Origin of the sequence: Burkholderia sp. Cy-637 (assembly GCF_011753175.1) — a bacterium.
GTDB classification, from domain to species: domain Bacteria; phylum Pseudomonadota; class Gammaproteobacteria; order Burkholderiales; family Burkholderiaceae; genus Burkholderia; species Burkholderia gladioli.
The window spans coordinates 1-24,550 of sequence record NZ_VWWC01000003.1; the positions used below are offsets into that span (position 1 = coordinate 1).

Genomic DNA, 24,550 nt, shown 5'->3' on the forward strand with positions numbered 1-24,550 from the left:
TCGGGCGGCCAGCCCGATGCGCTGGCGGCCCGGCTCGCCGCGCTCGGCATCCGGCACGACGATGCATCGCCGCTGCGCCTGGACGTGCACGACGGCGCGTGGCGCGTGAGGGGCGCCGACGGCGCCGGCCTGGGGAGCGACGAAGCGCAGCCGGCACGGGCCGAAATCGACTTACAAATATTACTGTGGCGCGCCGGTATTGCGCTAGACTTCCGTGCCTCGGCCGGCCCGCGGGTCCGGCCGCCGGTGGCGGTGCCGACCTACCGGTTCGAGCGGCAGCGCCACTGGATCGAGGCGGGGCGCACGAGCGACGCCGGCGGCACCGCCGGCACCGGGAAAGCGGCCACCAGTGCGCCGCCCGCCAGCCTGATCGCGCTCGAAGCGCTGCTGCTCGCGCAATGGCGCGGGCTGCTCGGGCAACCCGCGCTGCGCGGCATCGACAACGTGTTCGAACAGGGCGCGAACTCGCTGACCGTCGCGCAGTGCGTGGCGCAGCTGAGCGCGACGCACGCGCTGCCGATGCAGGTGGTGGACTGCTACGACGCCCCGAGCGTGGCCGGACAGACGCGCCTGCTGGGCGAGCGCCTGGGGCTCGCGGCCGGCCTCGCGCATGCCCCCGCGGCGGCCTCGACGCCGGCGCCGGCATTCGAGGCCGAGCAATTCGACAACCTATAAGATCAACGAGAGAGAGCCGTGACAACCCGATACTTCCTGAAGAAGCACGTCAAGATCGAGCCGCTGGTGAATCGCTGGCACGCCAATCCCTGGCTCGTCTATCCGCCGACCGCCGCGTACCTGACACGACACCACCTCGCCATCATGGCCTCGTTCGTCCAGCATCCCGCGCTGCACGGCAAGGCGGCCGACGATCCGCGCATGCGCGGCGGCCCGTTCGCCCAGGGGCTCGCCGTCGACGACGTGCCGGCGATGCAGGCGCTGATCGACAGCACGCGCGCCGACGGCGCGGCGCTGCTCGGCCTGGCCGACGACCTCGACGCGCTCGCCCTCACGCTCAAGGAGGCCGACGGCCACACGCTCAACGCCTTCTACGCGCGCTTGCCGCAGCGCCTGCGCGGCCTGGTCGAGCTGGCGTATCAACGCGGCAACCACGCCTATCCGCGCCTGATGGAAGCCTTGTTCTACGACGCCTACGAGGCGCGCGCGCTGCAGTCGTTCGCGCTCGCGCCGCAGTCCGACGACAGCCGGCCGTTCTGCCTGAGCACGCCGCGCCTGCCGTCGAGCGGCGACGTGCTGCTCGACCTGCCGTTCGCCGATCCGCTCGCGATCGCCTTGACCGCGGCACGCCGGCACGGGCTGGACCAGGACCAGTTCGACGCGCTGCTCGCGCGCCGCGCGCCCGGCACCGAGATGGAGGCGCTGGCCGCGCTGTTCACCAGCGAGCCGCCGCCGGCGCCGCGCAATGAGCCCCACGAGCCGCGCGTGCGCTATTTCGGCCACGCCTGCGTGCTGGTGCAGACCGGCGCGGAGAACCTGCTGTTCGATCCGCTGGTCAGCTACGCCTTCGACGGCCAGTCGCCGCGCTTCACCTACGAGGACCTGCCCGAGGTGATCGACTACGTGGTGATCACGCACTCGCATCACGACCACTTCGTGCTCGAGACGCTGCTGCAGCTGCGCGACCGCGTGAAGACCATCGTGTTGCCGCAGAACACCTACGGCCAGTTGATGGATCCGTCGATGAAGCACGTCGCGCAGGCGCTCGGCTTCGCGAACGTGGTGGTGATGAGCGAATTCGATGCGCTGCCGCTGCGCAACGGCACGCTGCACGCGGTGCCGTTCCTCGGCGAGCATGGCGACCTGGACATCCGCAGCAAGCTCGGCTTCCTGGTGGAAACGCCGCAGCGGCGCGTGCTGATGGTGGCCGACAGCAACAATCTCGACGATCGGCTCTACGAACGGATCCGCGCGCGCTACGGGCGCATCGACACGCTGTTCATCGGCATGGAGTGCGAGGGCGCGCCGGTCTCCTGGCTGTACGGCTCGATGCTGGACACCCGCATCGCGCGCTCGATGGACGAGAGCCGGCGCCTGAACGGCTCCGATTCCGCCGCGGGGTTCCGGCTCGCGCGGATCATCGGGGCGCAGCGCGTGTTCATCTACGCGATGGCGCAGGAGCCCTGGCTCACCTTCATCAGCAGCCTCGAATACGACGAGACCTCGCTCGCCATGCGCGAGGCGCGCAAGATGATCGAGGCCTGCCATCAGGCCGGCGTCGAGGCCTGCCTGCTCAACGGCTGCGTGGACATCACGCTGCGCGCGCCGGCGGCCGACCAGGGCGCGCCCGAGGCCGAGCTGGCCACCCTGATCGAGGGCATGAAGCACAAGAACGGCTACCTGCCGCGCCGCATCGGCGCCGCGATGCGGGTGTATGAGCAGGACGGCCACCAGGTCGTGAACAGCGGCTTGCCGACCGACACCTTCAATCTCGTGATCAGCGCGCCCGGCGCGCTCACGCATCCCGAGCGCATCGCGGAAATCGCGGGCGGCTTCGGCAAGGCGGGATTGCCCGCCGCGTGGTGGGTGTGCGATCGCGCGACCGACGATTCGCTGCGGCGTGCGCTGGCCGAGGTGGGCTTCGAGCACGAGGAGACCGATGTCGGCATGCTCGCCGACCTGGCCGTGCTGCCCGAAATCGGCGCGCCGAGCGGTTTCCGGGTCAGGCAGATCGGCGAGGGCGGCGACATCGCGAGCTTCGGCGCGCTGATCGGTGCGCTGTTCGTGCCGCCGGATCCCTGCGTCGAGACGTTCTACCGGCACGCCGCCGATCTCGGCCTGGCGGCCGACGAACCGCTCAAGCTCTATGTCGGCGAGCTGGACGGGCAGCCGGTTTGCACCGTCGCGATCTACCTGGCCGACGAGGTCGCCCATGTGTTCGACGTCAGCACCTCGCAGGCGCGGCGCCGGCGAGGGCTCGGCACCGTCGCGCTGCAGGCGGTGCTGCGCGATGCGCGCGAGCGCTTCGGCGCGCGCCGCGCCGCGCTGCAGGCCTCGCCGGACGGCCTCGGCGTCTATCGCCGGCTCGGCTTTCGCGAAGTCTGCACGTTCCAGGTCCATTCGAATCGCGGCGCGCTCGCCGCGGCGACGGGAGACGCACGATGACGAGCCGCCTGGTCCGACTCGACCCGCCGCGTGCCGCGCCCGGCGTGGCGCCGGCGGCATCCGCCCCGACGCCGGCGCGCCGCCGCCACGCGATCCGCACGCTGCTGGCGCCCGAGCAGGGCGCCGCGCATCTGCTCTGCATCCCTTGGGCCGGCGCGAGCATCGAGCGCTTCTACGCCTGGAAGCCGCATCTCCCGGCGGGTGTCGGCATCTCCGGCGTGCAGCTGCCGGGGCGCGGCGCACGCGCCGACGAGCCGGCGGCCACCGACCTCGATGCGCTGCTCGACGAGATCGCCGTGGAGTATCTCGCGCTGCCCGCGCCGCCCCCCATCCTGTTTGGCCACAGCTTCGGCGCGCTGATCGCCTATGAGCTGGCGATGCGCGTCAATCACACCGCCCGGCGCGCCGGCGGCGTCGATCCGGTCACGCGGCTGGTGGTCTCGGGCTTGTCCGCGCCGCCCACGATCGCCGAGGAGGAGCACATCGCGCACCTCGACGACGCGGCGTTCAGCGCTGCGGTGCATGCGTTGAACGGCATGCCCGCCGAGATCGCGCAGATACCCGCGTCGATGCGCTATTTCATGAGCGTGCTGCGCTGCGATTTCCGGCTCTACGAGTCCTACGCGTTCCGCAGCGGCCGCCCGCGCCTGCGCTGCCCGATCGTGGTGTGCAGCGGGCGCGCCGATCCGAGCGTGACCGAACCCGGGCTGCGCACCTGGGCGACCCTCACCGAGGGAGCCTGCTCGCGTCACGACTTCGACGGCGATCACTTCTATATCGAGCGGCACGCCGCGGCGCTCGCCGCGCTCACGCTCGAGGCCGCGACCGAGCCGATCCGTTGATCCCTTGATGGCCTGAATCGCCGAGTCCCGGACGCGCCCGGGCCGCCCGCCGGACCGGGGCGGCCCGGTGGCGCTCGCCCCTCCATCCGCTTGTATCCTCCTTCCTCGCGAGACGCGTTCCCATGAGCCTGCGTTCGAATTCCCCGTCGTCCATCGTCTGGATCCTGGTGCCCGTCGTCATGCTGGGCCAGTTGTCGATGGACCTCTACCTGCCCGCGCTCGATGCCTTGCGCGACGCGCTGGGCGCGAGCCCCAACCAGCTCCAGCTGACCCTGAGCGCCTTCGTGGTCTCGCTGGGCGCCACCCAGTTCGCGATCGGCGAGCTGTCCCGCCGCCTCGGGCGCGGCCGGGCGATCCGCCTCGCACTGGGCGCCTTCACGCTGGCCACGGCGGGCTGCGCCGCGACCTCGTCGATCGCGCTGTTCATCGCCTGCCGGGTGGTGCAGGGCGCGGCCGCCGCGATCTGCGTCTCGCTCTCGTACGCGGCGATCGCCGACCAGGCGCGCGACCGCGCCGACAACCTGCGCGGCACGACGCTGTTGACGGTGGCGGTGACCGCCGCGCCGCTGGCCGGGCCGGTGATCGGCTCGCAAGCGCTGCAGCTGAGCGGCTCGTGGCGCGCGGTATTCCTGTTGCTGCTCGCGGTCTCGGTGGCCACCACGCTGTTTTTCGCGCGCCAGCCGGCGGCACGTTTCGGGCTCGGCGACCAGGACGCGCGGCGGCCGTCGCGCGAGGTCTATGCGCGCATCCTCGGCGCCTCGCGCTTCTGGCGCCATGCGCTGCTCTGCGCGATCGGCACGACCATCAATTTCTGCTTCTTCTCGTTCCTGCCCGGCATCCTGCTCGGCACCTACGGCCTCAGTCAGAACGAATTCTCGATCGCCTTCTGCTGCTGCGGCGTGCTCGAAATCGCCGGCTCGCTGCTCGCGCCGGCCGCCGGCCGCCGCCTCGGCGAGGCCAGCCGGACCCGGCTCGCCTGCGCCTGTGCCTTGCTGGGCGGGTTCGCGGTGGCCATGGCCGCCACCCTCGCCGAACCGGTGGTGCCGATGACGGCGGCCTTCGCGCTCGTGATGTTCGGCACCGGCATGCTGATCGCGCCGAACTTCGCCGCGGCCCTGTACTGCTTTCGTGAACACGCGGACGAAGCGTCGACCATCTGCAGCGTGCAGCAGTTCATGATCGCCGCCGGCGTGGCCAGCTTCGCGACGCTGATGCAATGGCAGTCGGCCTCGGCGCTCGGCCTGCTGATCGCCGCCGTCGCGGCGCTCGCGGCGGTCATCGCCTGCGTGCCCGCGGCCGACGGCGTCGAGCCCGACGAGGGCGCCCTGGTCGGGGCCGAGCAGACGGTCGCGAGCGGTGAGCGATGAAGGTGAGGCCGGTGAAGGTGAGGCCGGCGGCCGAGGAAGGCCGGGGAACGCGAAGAGGGGGAAGGCGCGGGATGGGAGTCGAAGCGAAGGAATCGAAGCGAGGGAGTTGAAACGAGGGAGTTGAAGCGAAGGGCCGGTGGCAGGTACCGCCGGCCCCGGCGCCCAGGCATCGGGCGCCGGCATGTCGGCCTGCCTATTGGTAGAACGGGGCCTGCCCGGTCACCATCACGCGGCGCATGATGCGGTTGCCCACGGGAACATGCGGGGAATTGGTGTGGATCACCGAGGCGTTGTCCCAGATCACCAGTTCGCCCGCCGTGTAGCGGTGGCGGTAGATGAAGTCCTCGTTCAGGCAATGCGCGAACACGCGCTCCAGCAGCGCCTCGCTCTGCTCGGGCGTATAGCCTTCCACGCTGTCGGTATGGGCCCAGTTGACGAAGATCGAGCGGCGCAGCGATTCCGGATGGACCCGGATGGCCGGATGCGAGACGGTCGGCTTGAAGTCGTCGGCGGCGATGTTGAGGTCGAAGCCGATCTTGCGGCAACGCTTCACCAGGCTGCCGTCGAGGCTGAAGACGGCATTGCGGCCGTCCAGCGCGGCCTTCAGGTCCTCGGGCAGCGTGTCGTAGGCGCGAAACATGTTCGCGAACCAGGTGTCGCCATGCTGCTCGGGCACCGACTCGGCGTAGAACAGGGTCATCTTCGCGGGACGCTCGAGGTAGCAGAGGTCGGAATGCCAGAGCTGGAACGGCGGCGTCGGATAGCCGAGCGGCTTGCCGTCGGTCGTCACGTTCGAGACCACCGTCATTTCAGGGTAGGGCGAGGTATTGGTGGTCATCGGATGCGGCTCGAGCGCGCCGAAATTGCGGCTAGCCTCGATCTGCTGCTCGCTCGACAGGTGCAGGCCGGGAAACACCAGCAACTGGTGCTCGGTGAGCAGGCCGATGAGTTCATCGCGCGTTTGCGCGGACAAGGGCTGGGTCAGGTCGATGCCGCGGACTTCGGCACCGAGCGCGGACGACAAGGGGGTCACTTTCATTCGGAATCCTGGCTGGCGGATGACGCCGGGGGGATGGGAGGAGCCGGGGCACGAACCCCGTCCGGCGCGCGGCGCGGCGGGCGAGCCAGGGCTGGCCGCGCCGCGGTGCGCCGCGCGCGGCGATCAGGCCTCGACCTTCTGCAGGAACGGCAGGCCGCGTGCGTTGGTCGTGACGCGGCGATTGTGGTCGAAATGGTCCTCGCCGGACACCAGCACGACGCCGTAGTTGTCGAGCCGGACCTCGCTGCCGTACTCGCTGACGGTATCGGTGTCGGGGTAGATCTGCACCGAGGTCGGCACGTAGCGGCAGGCATAGCCGAGGCGGGTGCGGTCCTTGGTCGAGTTCGGGAACGACGAGTGCATCAGCGTCGACCAGAAGATCACGAATTCGCCGGCCTTCATCTTGAGCGACACGGCCGCGCCTTCGTCGGGCTTCCAGTCCGGATCCTTCTGCAGGCTGCGATAGTCGTAGCCGAAGAAGCCGCGCTTGATGCCGTCCTTCTCCAGCGCGTTGATGTTCGACGGGTCGAATGCCATCTTCTTCGCCTCGTCGTAGAACATCTCCTCGTGGGTGCCGGGCACGAAGCGCAGGCAGCCGTTTTCCTCGTCGCAATCGGTGAGCGCGGTCCAGACCGTGATGGCGCCGCCGAAGCGGCCGTCGCCGGGCCACACCACCTGCGGTTTGCCGGAAGCATGCGCGAAGGTGTCGGCCTGGTGCCAGTCGGTGCCCTCGTCGCCGGGATACTTCGGGAACATCTCGGAGCGCCAGCAGATGAGGTCGGGGCCGAGGATCGCATTGAGCTTCTGCACGATCTCCGCGCGCATGACGTGCTCGCTGAGCAGGTTCACGTCGAGGTGGCGATCGTAGTTCGCGATCGGGCTGGTGGCGGGCAGGTCGTAGATCGCGTACTCGCGATCGAACAGCTGCGCGCGGATCTGGCGATAGCGCTCGCGCGCCTCGTCCTCCGAATACAGCTTGAACGGGCCGAGATAGCCTTGTTCTCGGAAACGCGCGATGTCCTCGGGCGTCAGTTTGAATTGCGACATGGGAGTGCCTCCTCGGGTAGTGACGGGTGTTGCGGGAAATGGCGGGACGCGCCGCCGGCGCTCATGCCGCCGCGGCGGCGTCGCGGTAGGCATTCGCCCAGCCGTCGATCGACGGCGCGGCCATCAGCTTGCTGGTGGCGACCTGCAGCGAGAGCTGCTCCTCGATGCGCAGTTGCAGCTCGACCACGGTGAGCGAGCTGACGCCGCGGTCGAAGAAATCCTCGCCGGCAGCGAGATCGGGCAACTTCAACAGCTCGCGGCAAGTCGCCTGGATGGTTTCGGTGATATCGATGGTGTTGGTCATGGCTTCTCTCCGGATAGGCAGGGGGCTCGTCATGCGGCCGGCAAACGGTGCCGGTCGAGCTTGCCGTTGGCGTTCAACGGCAGATGGGGATGGATATGGATCTCGTCGGGAATCTGGAACGGCGGCACGCGCTTGCGCAGCTCGCGGCGCACGAAGGCCTGCTGCTCGGGGCCGGCGTCGGCGGCCTGCAGCGTCGCGGTGAGCCGTCGCTCGCCGAGCGTGTCCTCCGACACCGAGACGATCGCCTCTTCCACGCCCGGAATCGCCGCGATCGTTTTCTGCAGCTCGTCGAGCGAGACGCGATAGCCGCGGATCTTCACCAGGCGGTCCTTGCGGCCGAGAAACTCGACGACGCCGTCGTGCCCGCGCCGCACCCGATCGCCGGTGCGATACAGCGGGCCGGGTTGGTCCGGCCAGGCGACGAACGCGGCGCGCGTTGCCTCGGGCGCGTTCAGGTAGCCGAGCGCGACGCCCGCGCCACCGACGCAGAGTTCGCCTTCCGAGCCGTCGGGCACGGGCCGCAGCGCGTCGTCGAGCACCCACAGCGTGGTGCCCGTGATGCCGCGGCCGATCGGCACCGAGCCATGCGGGCGCTCGGCGTTGGTCATCACGTGGCAGCAGGTGAAGGTGGTGTTCTCGGTCGGCCCGTAGCCGTTGACGAGGGTGATGTCCGGGTGCGCGTCGAATACCGCGTGGATCGCCTTCGTGTGCAGCACGTCGCCGCCGGCGAGCAACACGCGCACGCCGTCGAGCAGTCGCACGAAGCGGCGCGCCACCAGATGGAACAGCGCCGCCGTCAGCCACATCACCGTCACGTGCTGCTCGGCCACCAGCCGGCCGACCGCGTTCGGATCGAAGCCCGGCTCCTCGTACACCGCGAGTCGCGCGCCGTTGAGCAGCGCGCCCCAGATCTCGAACGTCGAGGCATCGAAGGTGATGGGCGAGAGCAGGGCGAACGTGTCGGTCGCGTCGATGCGGATGTAGTTGGTGTCGCGTACCAGCCGCACCACGCCGCGATGCGGCACGATCACGCCCTTCGGACGACCGGTGCTGCCCGAGGTGAACATCACGTAGACCGGCGCCTCGCCGTCGTGGCCGGCATCCATGACGGGCGCCTCGGCCTCGCGCGCGGCGCCCAGGTCGTGCACCTCGACGAGCCGCACCGCGTCGCCCAGCGCCGCACCGTCGCCGGGGCGCACCAGGGCGTGGCGCGCGCCGCTGTCGAGCGCATAGCCATGCAGGACCGGAGCCGAATAGCCGGGATCGACCGGCACGAACGCCGCGCCCGTCTTGGCGACGGCGAGCATCGCGATCACCGCATCGACCGAGCGGGGCAGGCAGAGCAGCACGCGGTCGAGCGGCCGGACCCCGGCCTCGACCAGGCGTCGCGCGAGATGATCGGCGCAGCGCGCCAGTTGCGCGTAGGTGAGCTGCGTGGCGCCGCCCGACAGGGCGATCGCATCGGGGTGCAAGCGGGCTTGGGAATCGAACAGCCGGTTGACGCTGACGGAGGTCAAGATGATGAATCTCCCCGAAATAAAAATAGGATGCCGAACGATGCTCGCCGCGAAGCGGGCACCGGATCGAGACTTGCCGTGCTCGCCAAGGCCCAGGCGGGGCCGCGCCGGCGATGGCGACGACGATCGTTTCCGATCGCCCGGGATGACTGCGCTCATTAGAGACGATGCGATCGGTTTGCAAAACTATGAACTTCTATAGGTGGGACCGGCATGCCTTGCCCGCGATGGTCGCTCCTATCAGAGTTGATAGTTGCCGGGAACCGCGGCTTGTTTTGTACTTGCGGTGCCGTGGCGGCAGCTGAATCGACGGCTTGCGCGGCACCGTACCTATACAAATCGAGGGAGCGTCTGGATGGTCACCTGGCTGTTTCAACTGGCATTGATCGTTGCCGCGTGCGGGTGCTTCGGCTGGCTCGCGCAGCGGGTCGGCCAGGCAAGAGTGGTCGGCGAACTGGCGGCAGGCATCGTGCTGGGGCCGGCGGTGCTCGGCGCGGTCGATCCGAACCTGCAGGCGGCCTTGTTCGGGCCGGCCGTGTCGGCCGGGCTCACCCAGCTCGGCGAGGTCGGCGTGATCATGCTGATGTTCCAGATCGGCCTGCACCTGCGGGTCGGCGACGATCCTCGGCAGGCCGGGCGCGCAGCGTCCCGCGCCGCGCCGCCGGCCGTGAAGGTCGCCGCGATCGGCATGCTGCTGCCGCTCGCGGGCGGCTGCGCGATCGGCTGGCTGTCGCACGATACGCTCGCGCCCCAGGTCGCCGCGCTGCCCTATACGCTGTTCTGCGGCGTGGCGTTGTCGGTTTCCGCGCTGCCGGTGATGGTGCGCATCGTGACCGACACCGACCTGGTCGGCTCGCCGCCGTCGATGCTCGCGCTGTCCGCCGCGATGCTGACCGACCTGGCGGGCTGGGTGATGCTGGCCTTCGTGTCGGCGATCTCCGTGGCCAAGGCCGACCTGTCGGGCGCATGGCACGTGGTGGCGGGCATCGCCGCCTTCCTCGCGGTCTCGAAGCTCGTCGTGAAGTTCGTGGTGGCGCCGCTCGCCGGCGAGGCGACGCGGCGCGATTCGCCGGGCGCGCTGCTGGCCGTGGTGGTGCCCTATGTGATGGTGTCGGCTTGGGCGACCACCGCGATCGGCGTGCACAGTGCGTTCGGCGCGCTGCTCGCCGCCGTGATGCTGCGCGGCGTGCCCGGGCTCCAGGCGCATTGGGAGCGGCAGATCGAGGGATTCGTGAACGCGGTGCTGCTGCCGGTGTTCTTCGTCTATTCGGGGCTGCATGTGAGTTTCGAGTCCTTCGATGGCGCCACGCAGTGGGGCTGGCTGGTGCCGTTCCTCGCGGTGGCCTTCGTCGGCAAGTTCGGCGGCTCGTACCTCGGCGCGCGCTGGTCCGGCCTGCCGCGTCGCGATGCGGCGCTGGTCGGCTCGCTGATGAACACGCGCGGGCTGGTGGAGCTGGTGGTGCTGTCAGCCGGACTGCAGATGAATGCGCTCTCGCCGGGCGCGTACGCCGTGCTGCTGCTGGTTGCCCTCGCGACGACCGCGATGACCACTCCGTTCGTCCATCTGTGGCGCCGCGCGGCGCTGCGTCCGGCCTGAGCGCGGCCGCTCAGATCGCCTAGCAAGGGATGGTTCGAATGATTCGAGAGTCGATCTTCGCCGACGACGGACGCGAGCTGAATGTGTTCCGCTCCGCCGTTCGCGCGGGAATGCCCGCCGTCGTGGTGGCGCTGCCGTTCGGCGCGCGCCACTCGATGCTGTCACGTGCGTACGCGGCGCTGCACGCGCGCTTCGACGTGATCACCTGGGAATCGCGATTCCTGCTCGACGTGGAGCGCGACGAGGACAGCAGCGCGTTCGACGCCTGCCTGCATGCTCGCGACCTGGCGAGCGTGATCCGCGCCACCGCGCCGGCCGCCCGCGCCGACGTGCTGGGCTATTGCTCGGGGGCCGGTGTCGCGCTGCTGGCGGCCAGGCTGGCGCCCGAGGCGATCTCGCGGCTGGTGCTGGTGGGCGGCGAGTACCTGCCCTCGACGGCGCACGCCGAACCCACCGATATCCAGCGCCAGATGGACATCTTCCTGTCACTGGCAGCGCGCAGCCGCACGCTCGCGGGTTCGATCCAGGAGAAACTCGCGGCGAGCGCCGAGCGAACGCGCAACGAGTTCCAGGTGACCGAACCGTTCTCGTCCGATCGTCACCTGCATCGCTACGGTATCAACTATCTGGCGTATCGCGCGATCGACATGGCCGAGGTGGCGCGGCAGGTCGCGCAGCCTGCGCTGACCGTGGTGTCCGGCAGTGACCTGCATGTCGCCGCGGCCGGGTCGATGGCGATCGGCGCGCTCTTGCCCGGCCATGCGGGCAGCGTGGGCGTCGCCGGCGATCATTACGAGCTGTGCCGCGGCAACCCGGAACTCGTCGCGCACATCGGCGCCTTCCTGGGCGCGCGAGAAGCGGCGCCCGCCTGAGCCGCGGAGCTCCGCGGCGACAGTGGGGCAGGGGCCGCGGCCCCGCCCCGGCAAGCCTTACAGCATGCCCGTCAGTGCCGCCTTCGCCACGGCCTGGATCTTGTTCGAGGTACCGAGCTTCGACATGATGTTCTTCACGTGGAAGTTCACGGTGCTCTCCGAAATGCTGAGGATTCGCGAGATTTCATAGGCGGTCTTGCCGTCCGCGGTCCACTTCAGCACGTCGGTTTCGCGCGGCGTGAGATTGGCGTCGGGTTCGCCGGCCGTGGGCAGGAATGGCGCCATCGCGGCGTGCGCGGCGTTGGCGAGCCAGTGCACGATCAGTTCGTTGCGATCGCGCTCGACCGAGTCGATCGCATTGCCGCCGCGTGCCAGCGACAGCACGCCCAGCGTGCCTTCCGCGCCGCGCGTGGCCGACGACCAGCCGTGCATGAGCCCGAACGCCGAGGCCTCCTCCCAGAACGCCTGGTCCGATCCATTACCCTGCGACGACCACACCACCGGCCGGTCGCTCGCGTTCGCCGCCCGCACGACCGGGTCGATCTCGGCGAGCCGCAGCCCCAGATAGCGCTCCTGCCAGCGAGCCGGATAGTTCGATACCGTCAGCGAGGGAGGATTGCTCAGGGGAAACGGCCGCCTTATTCCATAAGCCACGAACTCGTAGCCGAGTATTGCCGCGACCCGGCCCAATAGGGAGCCGATATGCTGGGGTTTCTCGATGCGGGAAAATTCGTATAGCCAAATCTGTAGAAAATCTTGCATTGGACACCTTGCATTGATATGCAGAAGATCCTTCAATTTCCTCGCCCATGGAATTGGAGCGTGAGGAAATCGTTATCGGAATACATATAAGTCAGCGCCGGCAATTAATGAGCCGGCGCATCAAGGAAAGATTTCAGGCCGCGTCGAGCCACGGCGCGCGAGGCGTCGTTTTTGAATCACGACGTGCGAGGCGTCCTGATCGAAAAGCCGGAATCGCAAGCTGAATCGCCACCGGGATGCGAGGCTTGCTCAGGAAGCCGGGAAATCGCCTCCCTGGAGGCGACGCTCCACAAGTGTCGATGCTCGATTGTGTGTGTGCGTGATACCCGAAGCCTTGCCGGGCCCGTCAGCACGAACCTCGCGCGGCAGTGTCGCGGCGGCGCCGCGTCATGCGACCCGGCCAGGCCAGGCGGGTGGTGGAGACGACATATTCCGGCTGCCCGCGACGAGCGCCCTCGACTCGTACCGACGCGTTACGCCGTGATTAATCGAGGCAAGAAACGGGTCGGGATTAATCCCGCATCGGGTCGGATCTGCATGACGGGATGCAACGGTGGAATTGTTCATTTTCTCTCAACTCATCTCAGGTTCATGATCGCGAGCACAGCGATCGAAGCATTGCTACTCTAGGGGAAAATTTTAATTTAAGAAAGATAGATAAGCTTATTTTTATTGGCGGAAAAATTTTCATCAAGCATCCCTGCATTGAGATACGGAAGCTCCAGAAATTCCTTCGTATCACGAATTTCCGAACAAAAAGATTGCCACGGGAGCCGGCGATGCCATCAAAACCGGATTCGGAGGCCAGGATTTTGGCGGAATGTAAATATCTGGTTTTGATACGAGCTTTGTTTTGATTTTGTCAATGATTCGAGGGGATGAGGCAGTGGCCCTTCCGTCGAATGGCTCGAGCCGGATCGGTGATGTCGAGGGAAAGATGCTTTGTCAGGAGGCGCGTGATTTAATTGGGATACCGAACTGCATGTCGCCCGGATCGATTCAATAGCACTTCGAAATAAATATGGATGGATTCCTATGGCTACGAGTGACGAGGGAAAATATCGTATTTCTCCTCGACGATATCGCGATGTCGAGGCTGGAAAAATGCCGGGCAAGGCCCGCCGATGGCTTGGTGAAATGCGGATGTAAGGAAGGGGGCGAGGGAGGGCGTGCGCGTATCGGCATTGCGCGGAAGGTCGATCAGGCGGTTGCTCGCGTCGTCGATGAATGTTCGGTGAGCCCGAGCTGCTCAGCCGCGCGCACGCTAGTGAGACGGCCGTAACGAACAATGTCATGGCCGTTCACCGACCCACGCGCGCCGATGTCGAAAAACCACAAATCGACGTCGGACGCGTAACGGCACCGCCAGCGGTTTTTCACTACCGTGAAGGCCTTCCCACCAGCCCGTTTGGACCCACACGACATGTCTGACTTCATTACCGTTCTGCGCGAAACCTGCCCGATGCCGGTCGTTGATGCCACGAAGTGGAAGCGCATCGGTGGCGATCCGCACACCGTGAATCTCAACGCCTACCTGTCCAAGGACGGCAGCAAGATCATGGGCACGTGGATCTGCACGCCGGGCAAGTTCGAGGTGAACTACGAGAAGTGGGAATTCTGTCACTTCCTCGAAGGCTATTGCATCATCACGCCGGAAGGCGAGGCGCCGGTGCATCTGAAGGGCGGCGACGTGTTCGTGATCGAGCCCGGCATGAAAGGAACCTGGGAGGTGGTGGAGACGGTGCGCAAGTACTTCGTCTTTGCCTGAACGAACGCGACGCGGCGCGATCCAGGCGAGCCGCGGATTCTCGCGGCATCGCTTCGGTCGCCGCGTGGTTGCGCATCGTCGATCGCGATACGGTCGAATCAAGAACCCGTTTGTAGTTTTTTCCATCCGAAGCGTCGCGGGATGTCAGGCCGGCCGACACCGCGCCGCAAGGCTTCCCAAACCCGTCGAGCGCCTATTCCTTTCAGGTATCCGGCTTGCTTCTCCGTCCAGCTCCACCCCGCCTCGACGAGATCATGCCGACCCACGATTCCACTCCCCAGTCCCCCGATCAATCCGGCGCGTCCGCGAGCGCCAAGCTGCCCACGCCGGCGGCCGGCGCGCCCGCCTCGGCGGCCGGTCGACACCGCGCGCCGCCGTGCACGCTGGTGATCTTCGGCGCCGGCGGCGACCTGACGAGCCGCCTGCTGATGCCCGCCCTGTACAACCTCGCGGTGGACGGGCTGCTCGACGACGGCATGCGGATCGTCGGCGTCAATCACGGCGAGCGCGAGACCGACGCGTGGCGCGACGATCTGCATACGGCGCTGCAGAAACTCGCCGCCGACAAGGCGAGCACCTTCCACGCCGGCAAGCTCGACGACAAGGCCTGGAACTGGGTCGCGCAGCGCCTGGAGTACATGGCGGGCGATTTCGAGGACGACGGCGCTTACCAGCGTCTCGCGAAACGGCTCGGCGCAGGCAAGGACGAAGGCGAGGGCGGCCAGGGCAACGTGGTGTTCTACCTCGCGGTGAGCGGGCGCTTCTTCAAGCCGATCGTCGAGCGCTTGGGCCACGCCGGCCTGCTGGAGGAACGCGGCGACGGCGACGGCCCGTTTCGCCGGATCGTGATCGAAAAGCCGTTCGGCGACGACCTCGCCTCGGCGCGCGATCTGAACCAGCATCTGCTGAGCTTCGTGCGCGAATCGCAGATCTACCGGATCGACCACTTTCTCGGCAAGGAGACGGTGCAGAGCATTCTCGCCGTGCGCTTCGCGAACGCCTTGTTCGAGCCGGTCTGGCGGCGCGAATACATCGACAGCGTGCAGATCACCGCGTCGGAGGTGATCGGCGTGGAGCGGCGCGGCAGCTTCTACGAACAGACCGGCGCGTTCCGCGACATGGTGCCGAACCATCTGTTCCAGTTGCTCGGCATGGTCGCGATGGAGCCGCCGAATTCGTTCGACGCGCACGCCGTGCGCGACAAGAAGGCCGAGATTTTCGACGCGCTGAAGCCGCTGACACCGCGCGACGTGGTGTTCGGCCAGTACGCGGCGGGCCCGGCCGGCGTGGCCTATCGCGACGAGCCGGACGTCGCGGCCGACAGCGGCACCGAAACCTACGCCGCGGCGCGCGTGCAGATCGACAACTGGCGCTGGGCCGGCGTGCCGTTCTATCTGCGCACCGGCAAGCGCCTGCGCGAGCGGCGCACGGAAATCTCGGTGCAGCTGAAACAGGTGCCGTTCCGGCTGTTCCGCGACACGCCCACCGACGCGCTCACGCCGAACGTGCTGACGCTGCGCATCGACCCGTCGCACGGCACGAGCTTCGATTTCAACGTGAAGACGCCGGGGCCCGTCATGCAGATCGGCGCGGTGCGCTCGTCGTTCGACTACGATGCGTTCTTTCCGGAGCGCGCGAACGTCGGCTACGAAACCTTGCTCTACGATTGCCTGCTCGGCGACGAGACGCTGTTCCAGCGCGCCGACAGCATCGAGGCGACCTGGGCGGCGGTGGAGGGTGTGCTGCATCCGGCCGACGGCGAGACGATCCCGGTGCACGCCTATCCGGCGGGCAGCGACGGGCCGGCCGAGGCCGACGCGCTGATCGAGCGGGACGGCCGCGCGTGGCAGCCGCTCATGCGGCCCGAGCCGGACAACTCGGGCGAGCCGGACAAGCCGAAGGCGGAGCAAGCCGGCCAGCACGACCCGTCGTGAGGCCCGCGCGCCGCGCGCGCAGGTATTCGCCGAGGCAGGGCGGAGCGTGCGGCGAGGCGAACGGGTGTACGAATCCATGGAGACGAACAGCGAGACGCATTTCATGAAACCAGGCAAGAAACCGAGCACCAAGCCGCATGACGCGGCCGATTCCACCGGCGCGCGCGACGCCGGGCCGACCCTGTCGATCGACATCGGCGGCTCCGGTCTCAAGGCGGCGATCGTCGACGCCGACGCCACGCTGCGCTCCAAGCGTGTGCGGGTGGCGACGCCGCATCCATGTCCGCCGGACCTGCTGGTCGAAACGCTGCACGGGCTGGTCGCGCCGCTGCTGGCGCGCGATCCGGTCGCGCAGGTCTCGATCGGCTTTCCGGGCTTCGTGCGCGACAACCACGTGCTGACGGCGCCCCATCTGGGTGGCCCCGAGTGGCGCGACGTGCCGCTCGCGGCGAGGCTGGGGGAGCGGCTCGGCATCGCCGCCGTGCGCATGATCAACGATGCCGAGATGCAGGGGCTCGCGGCGATCGAGGGGCGCGGCCTCGAGTTCGTGCTGACGCTCGGCACCGGGGCGGGCACGGCGCTGTTTCGCGACGGCGAGCTGATGCCGCATCTCGAACTCGCCCATCATCGCGTCAGCAAGAAGCACGCGTACGACGAATACATCGGCGACGCCGCGCGCCGCAAGGCCGGCAACGCGCGGTGGAACCGTCGCGTCGAGAAGGTGATCGGCATCCTCGAATCGCTCGTGCATTTCGACAAGCTCTGGATCGGCGGCGGCAACGCCGCGCGTCTCAAATTCGAGCTGCCGGCCAATGTCGCGACCGTGCCGAACGATCGCGGCATCGAGGGCGGCGCGCTGCTGTGGCATCCGCGCTCGGTGCGCGAGACGCGCTGAGCCTTGGTCTCGCGGGGAACCAGCTGGCGTATCGAGGTTGGAACACGACATTTCTAAACGGCTAGAACACGACATTTTTATAAAGCTACTACACACAAATTGTCGTTAATTCGCGTTATGTCAAATAACAACGACGACAAACACAAGCCACGAGGAAATGTCAGTGGCAAGCCGGCCAGGCACGGACAGCGCCTGGCCGGCCACCTCGCCACCCTTACTGCGCGGCCGTGAACACCTTGCTGCCGTTCACCCAGGTTTCCAGTACACCGATGTCGCGCATGCCGGCGGCATTCGGCTCGGTCCATCGCAGCGGGTTCTTCGCCAGGATCACGAGATCGGCCTGCTTGCCCGGCAGCAGCGAACCGATCTGGTGATCGAGATGGCACTGCCAAGCCGCGTCGATGGTCACGGCGCGCAGCGCCTGGTAGACATCCAGGCGCTCGCGCGGGTTGAGCACGTTCTCCGTGCCGCCGGACGACGGCGAGCCGTGCTCGAGCGCCTCCATCACGCGCCCGATCGACTGCTCCATGCAGCGCAGCGGCCCGAACGGCGTCACGAAGTGGTCGCTGTGCAGGCTGATCCTCAGGCCCGCCTTCAATGCCGAGGCGCCGCGGTCGAGCAGTTGCGCGCGCTCGGCACCCAGGATGGTGTCGCGGAACGCGGCGCCCCAGTAGCCCACGTGGCCGATCAGGAAGCTCGGCGAGATCGCCATCCGCCGCATCTGGCCAATCGCGTCGTCGTGCAGCAGCGAGGCGTGCTCGATACGGTGACGCTGCATGGCCCAGGCCGGCTGGGTCGGATACGGCTGCTTCGGCGGCGGAGGCGGCGGCACCGTGCTGAGCGCGCTCTGGTAAGCCGCCAGCACGTTGGCGATGCCCTCGTCGCCGTTGGCGTGCGTGAGAATCGGCCAGCCGGCGTCGGCCACCATCGCCATCAAGTCGGCCAGCTTGCGCACCGGGTCGAAATTGAACAGGCCGTAAGCCCCGACGCCGGGCACCGTGTGCTCGTCGCAGCACTGGTACGGGCGGCTCTGGAAACCCGTCAGCCCCTGGTTCGAGCCGTCGGCGATCAGCTTGATCGCGCGCAGCGTGAACAGCGCGTTCGGGTCGCTCTCCAGTTCCGGCTTGTAGGCGTTGAGCCAGGTCATCAGATCGTTGCCGTTGCCGTACAGCGCGCCGCCCACCCGCACGGTCATGGCCGGCGTCTTCGCCAGCGCCTTCATCATGGCGACTTCCCCCGGCCCCGCGATCAGCCCGACGCTCGCGTCGAACACGGTGGTGATGCCGCGCTGGTTGGCCTGCTGGAACACGATCGCGAGGCCCGCGAGGATCTGCTCCGCGGTGACGGGCGGCATGGCGGCCAGCACCGCCGCCGACTGCTGCTCGGTCAGCACGCCGTCCTTATGGCTGCCGTCGAGGCCGGCCGCCTTCAACGCGGGCGTGTTGGCATAGCTGATATGGCCGGACGCGTTGAGCAGGAAGATCTTGACGTCGGTGCTGATGTCGTCGAGAAACCCGGCGTCGACATCCTGCCAGACCGTCATCAAGGACGGATCGACGCCGTAGCCCGTCACCCATTTGCGCGGCGGGCTCGCCGCGTGCGCCGCCGCGACCGCGTCCTGGAGCCGCCGCGCGATCTCTTGCCGGTCATACCGCGGGTTCAGGTTCTGCCCGTCGAACGGCGACAGGTCGGCCCAGGTCGTCATCAATGCGCTCGTCACCAGATGCGCATGCGGATCGATCAGGCCGGGCAACAGCGTCTCGTCGGCCGTGAGCGGCCGCTCGATCACCGGTGCGTAGTCGGCCATCGCCTTACGCACCTCCGCCAGATCGCCGCTCGCGATCACCTGGCCATCCGCGATGCCGAGCGCCTTGACGCGCTGCTCGGGATGCTCCGGGTCCGGGTGGATGTGCCCACCATGGAAGATAACGGACTGCGACGGTCCCCGGGAAGCCGGCCGAGGCACGGCGCCATCGAGCGCGGCCTGCCATTGGTGGTGATCGTGGCGGTAGGACGGCAGCAGATGCGGGCTGCAACAGGCACAACCGAATTGGAAACGTTCCGACATAGGGGTTCCTCGTGGGTTTTCACCGCGGTCTCGATAATCACGATCGATATCACGAGAGGCGGATTCGATAAGCTCGGCATTCGCTTCGAGCGGCGCATCGATATCCGAGCGCCCTGCTCTTCCCGACCGCCGCTGCGACGTGTCGAATAACAGCCTTCAATGCCGCATCATTCCTTCGACAACGCTGCAAGTCGCGGCGGCATGATTTAACGATGGCCGAAACACAGCCAAGGGTTCGGCAAAACGATGCTGTCAATATCGAAAGCGAATGCCGAGCTTATCGAATCCGGGCCTCGCGATATCGAGAATGGGAATGGAGACGTCCACGGCGAGCGTGACGGGCAATGTCACGCCCAGCTTCCACTCGGTTCCGATGAAATCCAAAATCCTCGCCATCACAGCTACCCCGGAGAGATTTATTCGTTATTTGAATGCCGAATGATGATTTCGGCTTGCAAGGAAGCATCTTCACCGCGCGAACCGAATGACTCGATCTCGGTATCTTGCAAATGGCACGACACCGATTGCTTTCGCGGGCAAATGCGAAACTAGCACGGAAGTCTCAGTGGATTGATGTAGATATTATTATTTCGGCTGCTGCTTTGATCTGCATCATTGACGCGACGACTCTTTATAAATAAGGCCTCAAGTTTTTGGCATCGTCGCCGATCGAATTCGCAATCGTCCAGGAGCGCAGGCGTTCGGCCCGGCGTCCGTCACTGGCTTGGCTCGGCGGCCCGGCCGCGGGCTGCCCCGGACCCGGGCCCGCCGCCCGCTTACTTGTAGCTGAATGCCCCCGGATGATTCTCCAGGCTCCCGCTCAGCGCTGCGTACAGGATCGTGCGGCCGTCGATCGACTCGTTGTCGCCACCGATGTTCAACCACGTCAGCCTTTCGACGTCACGCTTCGGATCGACGACCGACAGCACGCCGACCATCCGCTTCGCCCGCGGGTCGTACATCACGGCAATTCGCTGCGCGCCGCAATCATGCGGCTTGCAGGCGCTCATGACATAAACATCGTGGCCGCCAAACGACACCGTGCTCGCCGGCGATTCGGTGCCGCCTCGCGCCACCCAGTCGGGCAATCGATGCCCTTTCTTCATGGCGGCAAAGGCCGCCGCCGCATCACGATTGCCGGCGATCGCGCTGAACGACTGCGGATCGGCCTTGGCGGCTTCATCAGCCCACGCGAGCTGGCCGACCTGGCCGATGCCCAGGACGGCGACGGCAAGCAAGGAAATCTTCAATGACATGCGGAACCTCCTGGATCCATTCGATATCGGTGCCGTCTTAGTGCCGAAAGTCAGCCGTAAGTTTCCTGCCCAGGCGTTGCGGAACGCGCCGGATTGCGTCGCGCCCCCCGCGCCGGCTCGGCTCACGAATGCTGCCGGATCGACCATCTCGTCGGCGCGAACGACACCTCGAACCGCGACAGGAACGATTGCCCGAGCAGTCCGTCGATGCCCTGCCCGAACGGCGCCTTGCTGGCCGGATCGACCGATACCGGTACCGCGGAAGCCTCGACCTGGCCGAGCTTGACGGAATCCGCCTGGGCCAGCAGGCCCTCGCGCGGGCCATTGGCGGTCTGCAGGCGAATGTGCCGCGCCTGCGCGGTGTCGATCCGGGCCCGCTGCGCAAACGCCTGGCTCATCACGACATAGCTCGCCCCGGTATCGACGATGAAGGTGCCTTCCACGCCGTTGATGCGCGCCTTCACCTGGATGGTATTGCTGCCCTTGCGCGCGAAGCTTTCCTGCCCGGAGGCATAACTCGTCGGGCAACTGGCATGCGAGGCATAACGGGCGATGATGCCCTTGGCCTGCGCGTTGTCGGCGCGCTCGGGATCGGCCGACACCCACATGCGGATCGCGCTCACCGCGTCGCAGTAGCGGCCGGCCTTGGCATGCAGGTCCGCGATGCGGATGAACAGGTTGCTGGTGATCGAGGCGCGGTCCGGCGACAAGGCCAGCACCTGCATGTAGTCGGCCAGCGCCGCCTCGTCCTGCTGCGCGCCCTCGTAGGCGCGGCCGCGATCGAAATAGTATTGCGGCTCGGTGGCATCGTTCGCCAGCAGGCGGTTGGCGATCGCCACCGCGCCCTGGTAGTCGCTCGTGGCGATCAGGTCCTCGATGGCCGCGCTGAGGAAGCCGTCCGCCCTGCCGCAGCGATCCACGAAGGCCACCAGCGCGTCGGCGCTCTCGCGCCGGTAGCCGAGCGCGTCGATTTCGGCGGCCAGGCGGCCCATGGCGTCGCGATTGCAGGCCTCTCGGCTCAACTGCAGCAGCGGGCGCCGGATATCGGGCTTGCTCAGGTCGGAAATGGCGACGCTCGACAGTCGATAGGTGTCGACGGCGGGTTTGATGTCCTTGGGAATGGGTACCTTGAATTCGTCGCAGGCAGCCTGCGAGAGCAGGATCGCGCAAAGAACGAACAGCTTGGCCGGCCGGGCCATCATTCTCGTCATCTTATTGTTGGAGCGAGGAAGGAGATCGGAACACACGGCGCTGACGAGCAGCGCTCGAATTTTTCGAAAGCCTAGCACGGAAGTCGCGACGTGAATGCGCCCGCTCGGCCAGGCGGATCGCGATTGACTACTCGCGATCAGGAATACCGGCGCCAGGGCCTCGCTTTCCCATCCAATCCGGGCCGGGCCGCGAGTATCGGGACGCGCGGCCCGGCCCTGCTTCACCGGATCCCCTTCCCCCGGCTCACAGCCCCAGCGAGGAAATGAACTGGTTCGTGTAGCCGAGCGTGCCGGCCTTCCCGTAGTTGTTGCAGGTATCGGACGAGTTGTTGTCCGAGGTGGCCGGCTTGCAATCGCGATCGCGCGAGAAGGCCCAGAAGTGGATCCCGGCGATCTGCTTGGACAGCGCGTAGTTCGACACCGCCACCGCGTCGGCCAGCGTGAAGGTCTCGTCGATGCTGTCGTTGCCGCCGATCATCGGCGTCACCTCGATCTGGTTGTACGGCACCTTCCAGTGGTTGTGCAGGTTCTCGGCCGCCGCGATGGTCGACTTGCCCATGTCGCACTTGCCGCTGCTGTTGAGCGTGCAGAGCGAGGGATCCTCGTCACCCGAATCCGCGAAATCCATGGTCATCAAGTTGATCGTGTAGTTCTTCAATCCGTAGTTCTGGATCGCCGTCATCACCTTCACGCCGATGTCGCCGAGGCTCTGCCCCGCGTTGCCGCCCTCGGTCGCGATCGTGAAGCTGAAGCGCAGGTTCGGGTAGGTGTTCTGCGCGTTCGCCACGCGCGCCACCAGGTTGTTGATGTCGCTCTGGCTCTGGCCGTTCTCGACGTCGAAATCCACGCCGAGCATGTTGGCGCTGTAGTACGTCTGGATGAACTTCAGGAAGTTGGCGTCCGAGGTGCAGAGGAAGCTCGCGCCGGCGCCGCCGGTCGAGACGATGTATTTCTTGCCGGCGTTCACGAAGCCCTGCACGTTCGCCTTCGCGAACGAGGAGGCCGACACGCCGCTCCAGTTCTCGCTGCCGCAGTTGCCGGTCGCGAAGGCCCAGGTCACCGCCTGGAGCTTGGCCGGCATCACGCTCAGCAAGGTCTTGGAACTGCCGGTGACGGTGGTGTTGAGCTGGGCGCCGCTGAAGTCGCCCGAGTAGAAATACGGGCTGTAGATGAAGTTGGAGGCCACCGCGGCGGTGGCCGCCGATTCGGCCAGTACCGGCGCGGAAGCGGCGAGACAGAGCAAGGCGGCCAGGCCCTTGAGTCGAAGCGATTTCATCTGAATTCTCCTGAAGAGAGTGTGAGACGACGATGCGCGGGCGTGGATTCGCCCGCTGTTGGTGACGCCACCATCCTGCGTGGCGCGACTTCCCTGCCCGGCCTCGCTTGTCGAGGCCGAACCCGCCGGCCGGCGCCCCGCCCCTCGCGGCGGCGCCGGCCCGCAATCGAAAAATCCTCACGTCGAACTGCAATCCAGATGCTGCGAGTGCGCCTTTCCGATCGACTCGCGGGTCGATCGAAGGCTTTGTAAGAATCGAATCGCGATACCTGTCCCGCGAAACGTTTATCAGGTAAATGATTGTCGTGAAATCGAAAAGGCGGAATCGAGTATGCGTAACGCCCATGGCGAACGCAATTCGATATTCATTTAGATATGGAGATTTCCGCGCCGGAGATCGAGATCAGGCCGAAAGCCTGTCCAGCAAAGGATTTCGTTCCGAAAATCCGGAGCATGCAAAAATTTACGGAACGATATTCGATGAATTTATTGGATGATTTTTTCGAATCCGGAAACGCCATGATCGCCAGCGGGCCATTCAGTGCCGGCCATCAGCTGTGGCTCGGCATGTAATGAATTTGAAATAAAATCAGTAAAACTGATAACCCGCCGACGCCGTCATCGACAATTTTTATCATTTCTCAATGCGTTAAATTTATTGGAATTTCAATAAGCCGGCTTCCCGATTCATCGGATCCCTATATAAAACATTGCGACACCAGGGCGGCACCCACCCATTCGCCGTTCCGGCCTGGTGGTCCCAACAATAAGGATCTCGCGATGAAAACCCTCCCCCTTGCCGCGGCATGCGCCTGCGCCTTGCTGTTTTCCGCCTGCCAGAGCGGCCCGGTCGCCAGGCCGGCCGAACAGACCATCTCGTCGGCCGACATGTACCAGGCGCTGATTCGCGTCAAACAGGAAGTCGGGCTGTTTCTCTACGACAGCGTGCAGGTGAAGAAGCAATGGCCCGAGCTGCGCAACCGGCTCGACATCGCGACGCCGACCTGCGGCGATGGCTATGTCGGCTTCCGGATCGATAGCGTCACGATCGAGATGTCGGCCGATTCGAACCTGTCGCTCAGCGGCGGCGCCGGCCTGTCGATCCCGGCCACCGTGAAGCCGGACCTGAGCGGCACGCTGTCGACCACGCATTCGGGTTCGAACAAAGTCACCTATGCCTATTTCCCACCCACCAGCCAGGACTATGAAAAGCAATTGAACGCGCTGGGCGAGGCCGGCGCGAACGACCCGGCGATCCGCGACGATGCCGTGCTCACGCCCCTGCTCGACAACCTGCGCGACTCGATCATCCGCGCCGCCGCCGTGAGGCCCTGCTTCCACGCCACCGACGACGCCTACAAGGGCGACAGCATCTCGGTGGACGTCGGCATCTCGACCGAATCGAAGGCCGGCGGCGGCATTTCCTTCTACCTCGTCGACCTGTCGGCATCGCGGGACAAGAAGCTGAACCGCGCCACCACCCTCACCGTCCACTTCACGCCGGTCGACGATCGCAAGCCGGCGCCGGCCGAGGAGCGCAAGCGCCCCGCCGCCAAGGCGAAGGCACGCGGCTGACGCCGCCGGGCCGCGGCGAACCCAGGCGCCCCGGGCACGCGCCGCGGCCCGCTTTCCTCTGCCCTTTTCCCCTCCTGGCGACGCCGAGCAGGCCGCCGGG

21 protein-coding genes are annotated in these 24,550 nt (G+C 66.7%); 12 read left to right on the forward strand and 9 right to left on the reverse strand.

Annotated elements, in window-relative coordinates:
• The 4 genes from F3J10_RS01620 to F3J10_RS01635 form a co-directional block, all read left to right on the forward strand.
• On the forward strand, nucleotides 1–675 hold a 675-nt coding region (locus F3J10_RS01620; RefSeq protein ID WP_345791179.1), incomplete at its 5' end, for a phosphopantetheine-binding protein.
• A gap of 18 nt (nucleotides 676–693) precedes the next feature.
• On the forward strand, nucleotides 694–3,120 hold the full coding sequence (locus tag F3J10_RS36600) for a GNAT family N-acetyltransferase (protein ID WP_345791180.1): 2,427 nt from the start codon (nucleotides 694–696) through the stop codon (nucleotides 3,118–3,120).
• Complete coding sequence (locus F3J10_RS01630) at nucleotides 3,117–3,962, forward strand: alpha/beta fold hydrolase (RefSeq protein WP_167240730.1); 846 nt, start codon at nucleotides 3,117–3,119, stop codon at nucleotides 3,960–3,962. The genes F3J10_RS36600 and F3J10_RS01630 overlap by 4 nt, the downstream gene beginning before the upstream one ends.
• Nucleotides 3,963–4,084: 122 nt before the next feature.
• Entirely contained in the window at nucleotides 4,085–5,329 is a 1,245-nt protein-coding gene (locus tag F3J10_RS01635) for an MFS transporter (RefSeq protein ID WP_167240732.1), read from the forward strand.
• A gap of 193 nt (nucleotides 5,330–5,522) precedes the next feature.
• Here F3J10_RS01635 and F3J10_RS01640 read toward each other — a convergent pair whose 3' ends face one another.
• The 4 genes from F3J10_RS01640 to F3J10_RS01655 all read right to left on the reverse strand — a co-directional run bounded on the left by F3J10_RS01640 (nucleotide 5,523) and on the right by F3J10_RS01655 (nucleotide 9,236).
• On the reverse strand, nucleotides 5,523–6,368 hold the full coding sequence (locus tag F3J10_RS01640; RefSeq protein ID WP_025098517.1) for a TauD/TfdA family dioxygenase: 846 nt from the start codon (nucleotides 6,366–6,368) through the stop codon (nucleotides 5,523–5,525).
• A gap of 123 nt (nucleotides 6,369–6,491) precedes the next feature.
• The gene (locus F3J10_RS01645; protein WP_025098518.1) at nucleotides 6,492–7,415 is read right to left on the reverse strand and encodes a chlorinating enzyme; all 924 of its coding nucleotides are present in this window, start codon (nucleotides 7,413–7,415) and stop codon (nucleotides 6,492–6,494) included.
• 61 nt (nucleotides 7,416–7,476) lie between these two features.
• Nucleotides 7,477–7,719, reverse strand: coding sequence for an acyl carrier protein (locus tag F3J10_RS01650; protein ID WP_166911337.1), 243 nt, complete (start codon nucleotides 7,717–7,719; stop codon nucleotides 7,477–7,479).
• Between the two features lie 29 nt (nucleotides 7,720–7,748).
• Nucleotides 7,749–9,236 carry an amino acid adenylation domain-containing protein gene (locus F3J10_RS01655; RefSeq protein WP_025098520.1) on the reverse strand — a complete coding sequence of 496 codons (1,488 nt, stop codon included), beginning with the start codon at nucleotides 9,234–9,236 and terminating at the stop codon, nucleotides 7,749–7,751.
• A gap of 355 nt (nucleotides 9,237–9,591) precedes the next feature.
• On the opposite strand from F3J10_RS01655, the gene F3J10_RS01660 reads away from it, so the two are divergent.
• On the forward strand, nucleotides 9,592–10,833 hold the full coding sequence (locus F3J10_RS01660) for a cation:proton antiporter (RefSeq protein WP_166911335.1): 1,242 nt from the start codon (nucleotides 9,592–9,594) through the stop codon (nucleotides 10,831–10,833).
• Between the two features lie 38 nt (nucleotides 10,834–10,871).
• A complete protein-coding gene (locus F3J10_RS01665; protein WP_167231835.1) occupies nucleotides 10,872–11,705 on the forward strand; it encodes an alpha/beta fold hydrolase in 834 nt (277 codons plus the stop codon).
• A 57-nt stretch (nucleotides 11,706–11,762) separates the two neighbouring features.
• Here the strand turns inward: F3J10_RS01665 and F3J10_RS01670 are convergent, their stop codons facing one another.
• On the reverse strand, nucleotides 11,763–12,467 hold the full coding sequence (locus tag F3J10_RS01670; protein ID WP_025098523.1) for an autoinducer binding domain-containing protein: 705 nt from the start codon (nucleotides 12,465–12,467) through the stop codon (nucleotides 11,763–11,765).
• Between the two features lie 1,423 nt (nucleotides 12,468–13,890).
• Between F3J10_RS01670 and F3J10_RS01675 the strand changes: the two genes are divergently transcribed.
• From F3J10_RS01675 to F3J10_RS01685, 3 genes are all read left to right on the forward strand, one after another.
• On the forward strand, nucleotides 13,891–14,235 hold the full coding sequence (locus F3J10_RS01675) for a cupin domain-containing protein (RefSeq protein ID WP_013690335.1): 345 nt from the start codon (nucleotides 13,891–13,893) through the stop codon (nucleotides 14,233–14,235).
• Between the two features lie 254 nt (nucleotides 14,236–14,489).
• Nucleotides 14,490–16,169, forward strand: a complete 1,680-nt coding sequence (zwf, locus tag F3J10_RS01680) for a glucose-6-phosphate dehydrogenase (RefSeq protein WP_167240734.1) — start codon at nucleotides 14,490–14,492, stop codon at nucleotides 16,167–16,169.
• A 103-nt stretch (nucleotides 16,170–16,272) separates the two neighbouring features.
• Nucleotides 16,273–17,064, forward strand: a complete 792-nt coding sequence (locus F3J10_RS01685; protein WP_205200129.1) for an ROK family protein — start codon at nucleotides 16,273–16,275, stop codon at nucleotides 17,062–17,064.
• A gap of 214 nt (nucleotides 17,065–17,278) precedes the next feature.
• Here F3J10_RS01685 and F3J10_RS01690 read toward each other — a convergent pair whose 3' ends face one another.
• Nucleotides 17,279–19,132: an amidohydrolase gene (locus tag F3J10_RS01690; RefSeq protein WP_167240737.1), complete on the reverse strand. Its 1,854-nt coding sequence runs from the start codon at nucleotides 19,130–19,132 to the stop codon at nucleotides 17,279–17,281.
• A gap of 313 nt (nucleotides 19,133–19,445) precedes the next feature.
• Here F3J10_RS01690 and F3J10_RS36505 point away from each other — a divergent pair, with 313 nt between their 5' ends.
• Nucleotides 19,446–19,574 carry a hypothetical protein gene (locus tag F3J10_RS36505; protein ID WP_275691123.1) on the forward strand — a complete coding sequence of 43 codons (129 nt, stop codon included), beginning with the start codon at nucleotides 19,446–19,448 and terminating at the stop codon, nucleotides 19,572–19,574.
• Nucleotides 19,575–19,908: 334 nt separating this feature from the next.
• Here the strand turns inward: F3J10_RS36505 and F3J10_RS01695 are convergent, their stop codons facing one another.
• From F3J10_RS01695 to F3J10_RS01705, 3 genes are all read right to left on the reverse strand, one after another.
• Nucleotides 19,909–20,388 (reverse strand): Ivy family c-type lysozyme inhibitor, encoded by a 480-nt coding sequence (locus tag F3J10_RS01695; protein ID WP_167240739.1) that lies wholly within the window; start codon nucleotides 20,386–20,388, stop codon nucleotides 19,909–19,911.
• A 122-nt stretch (nucleotides 20,389–20,510) separates the two neighbouring features.
• Nucleotides 20,511–21,599, reverse strand: a complete 1,089-nt coding sequence (locus F3J10_RS01700; protein WP_167231823.1) for a retroviral-like aspartic protease family protein — start codon at nucleotides 21,597–21,599, stop codon at nucleotides 20,511–20,513.
• Between the two features lie 244 nt (nucleotides 21,600–21,843).
• Nucleotides 21,844–22,875, reverse strand: coding sequence for a glycosyl hydrolase (locus F3J10_RS01705; RefSeq protein ID WP_025098529.1), 1,032 nt, complete (start codon nucleotides 22,873–22,875; stop codon nucleotides 21,844–21,846).
• Nucleotides 22,876–23,250: 375 nt separating this feature from the next.
• On the opposite strand from F3J10_RS01705, the gene F3J10_RS01710 reads away from it, so the two are divergent.
• Complete coding sequence (locus F3J10_RS01710; protein WP_167240741.1) at nucleotides 23,251–23,448, forward strand: hypothetical protein; 198 nt, start codon at nucleotides 23,251–23,253, stop codon at nucleotides 23,446–23,448.
• 207 nt (nucleotides 23,449–23,655) lie between these two features.
• Nucleotides 23,656–24,450: a hypothetical protein gene (locus F3J10_RS01715; RefSeq protein ID WP_167240743.1), complete on the forward strand. Its 795-nt coding sequence runs from the start codon at nucleotides 23,656–23,658 to the stop codon at nucleotides 24,448–24,450.
• The last annotated feature ends 100 nt before the right edge of the window (nucleotides 24,451–24,550 follow it).

What these genes read in the sequence shown, in the direction of transcription:
- F3J10_RS01630 (WP_167240730.1), top strand. Translation starts at nt 3,117, where the DNA reads ATGACGAGCCGCCTGGTCCGACTCGACCCGCCGCGTGCCGCGCCCGGC.
- F3J10_RS01635 (WP_167240732.1), top strand. Translation starts at nt 4,085, where the DNA reads ATGAGCCTGCGTTCGAATTCCCCGTCGTCCATCGTCTGGATCCTGGTG.
- F3J10_RS01640 (WP_025098517.1), bottom strand. Translation starts at nt 6,368, where the DNA reads ATGAAAGTGACCCCCTTGTCGTCCGCGCTCGGTGCCGAAGTCCGCGGC.
- F3J10_RS01645 (WP_025098518.1), bottom strand. Translation starts at nt 7,415, where the DNA reads ATGTCGCAATTCAAACTGACGCCCGAGGACATCGCGCGTTTCCGAGAA.
- F3J10_RS01650 (WP_166911337.1), bottom strand. Translation starts at nt 7,719, where the DNA reads ATGACCAACACCATCGATATCACCGAAACCATCCAGGCGACTTGCCGC.
- F3J10_RS01660 (WP_166911335.1), top strand. Translation starts at nt 9,592, where the DNA reads ATGGTCACCTGGCTGTTTCAACTGGCATTGATCGTTGCCGCGTGCGGG.
- F3J10_RS01665 (WP_167231835.1), top strand. Translation starts at nt 10,872, where the DNA reads ATGATTCGAGAGTCGATCTTCGCCGACGACGGACGCGAGCTGAATGTG.
- F3J10_RS01670 (WP_025098523.1), bottom strand. Translation starts at nt 12,467, where the DNA reads ATGCAAGATTTTCTACAGATTTGGCTATACGAATTTTCCCGCATCGAG.
- F3J10_RS01675 (WP_013690335.1), top strand. Translation starts at nt 13,891, where the DNA reads ATGTCTGACTTCATTACCGTTCTGCGCGAAACCTGCCCGATGCCGGTC.
- zwf (WP_167240734.1), top strand. Translation starts at nt 14,490, where the DNA reads ATGCCGACCCACGATTCCACTCCCCAGTCCCCCGATCAATCCGGCGCG.
- F3J10_RS01685 (WP_205200129.1), top strand. Translation starts at nt 16,273, where the DNA reads ATGAAACCAGGCAAGAAACCGAGCACCAAGCCGCATGACGCGGCCGAT.
- F3J10_RS01690 (WP_167240737.1), bottom strand. Translation starts at nt 19,132, where the DNA reads ATGTCGGAACGTTTCCAATTCGGTTGTGCCTGTTGCAGCCCGCATCTG.
- F3J10_RS36505 (WP_275691123.1), top strand. Translation starts at nt 19,446, where the DNA reads ATGGAGACGTCCACGGCGAGCGTGACGGGCAATGTCACGCCCAGCTTC.
- F3J10_RS01695 (WP_167240739.1), bottom strand. Translation starts at nt 20,388, where the DNA reads ATGTCATTGAAGATTTCCTTGCTTGCCGTCGCCGTCCTGGGCATCGGC.
- F3J10_RS01700 (WP_167231823.1), bottom strand. Translation starts at nt 21,599, where the DNA reads ATGACGAGAATGATGGCCCGGCCGGCCAAGCTGTTCGTTCTTTGCGCG.
- F3J10_RS01705 (WP_025098529.1), bottom strand. Translation starts at nt 22,875, where the DNA reads ATGAAATCGCTTCGACTCAAGGGCCTGGCCGCCTTGCTCTGTCTCGCC.
- F3J10_RS01710 (WP_167240741.1), top strand. Translation starts at nt 23,251, where the DNA reads ATGGAGATTTCCGCGCCGGAGATCGAGATCAGGCCGAAAGCCTGTCCA.
- F3J10_RS01715 (WP_167240743.1), top strand. Translation starts at nt 23,656, where the DNA reads ATGAAAACCCTCCCCCTTGCCGCGGCATGCGCCTGCGCCTTGCTGTTT.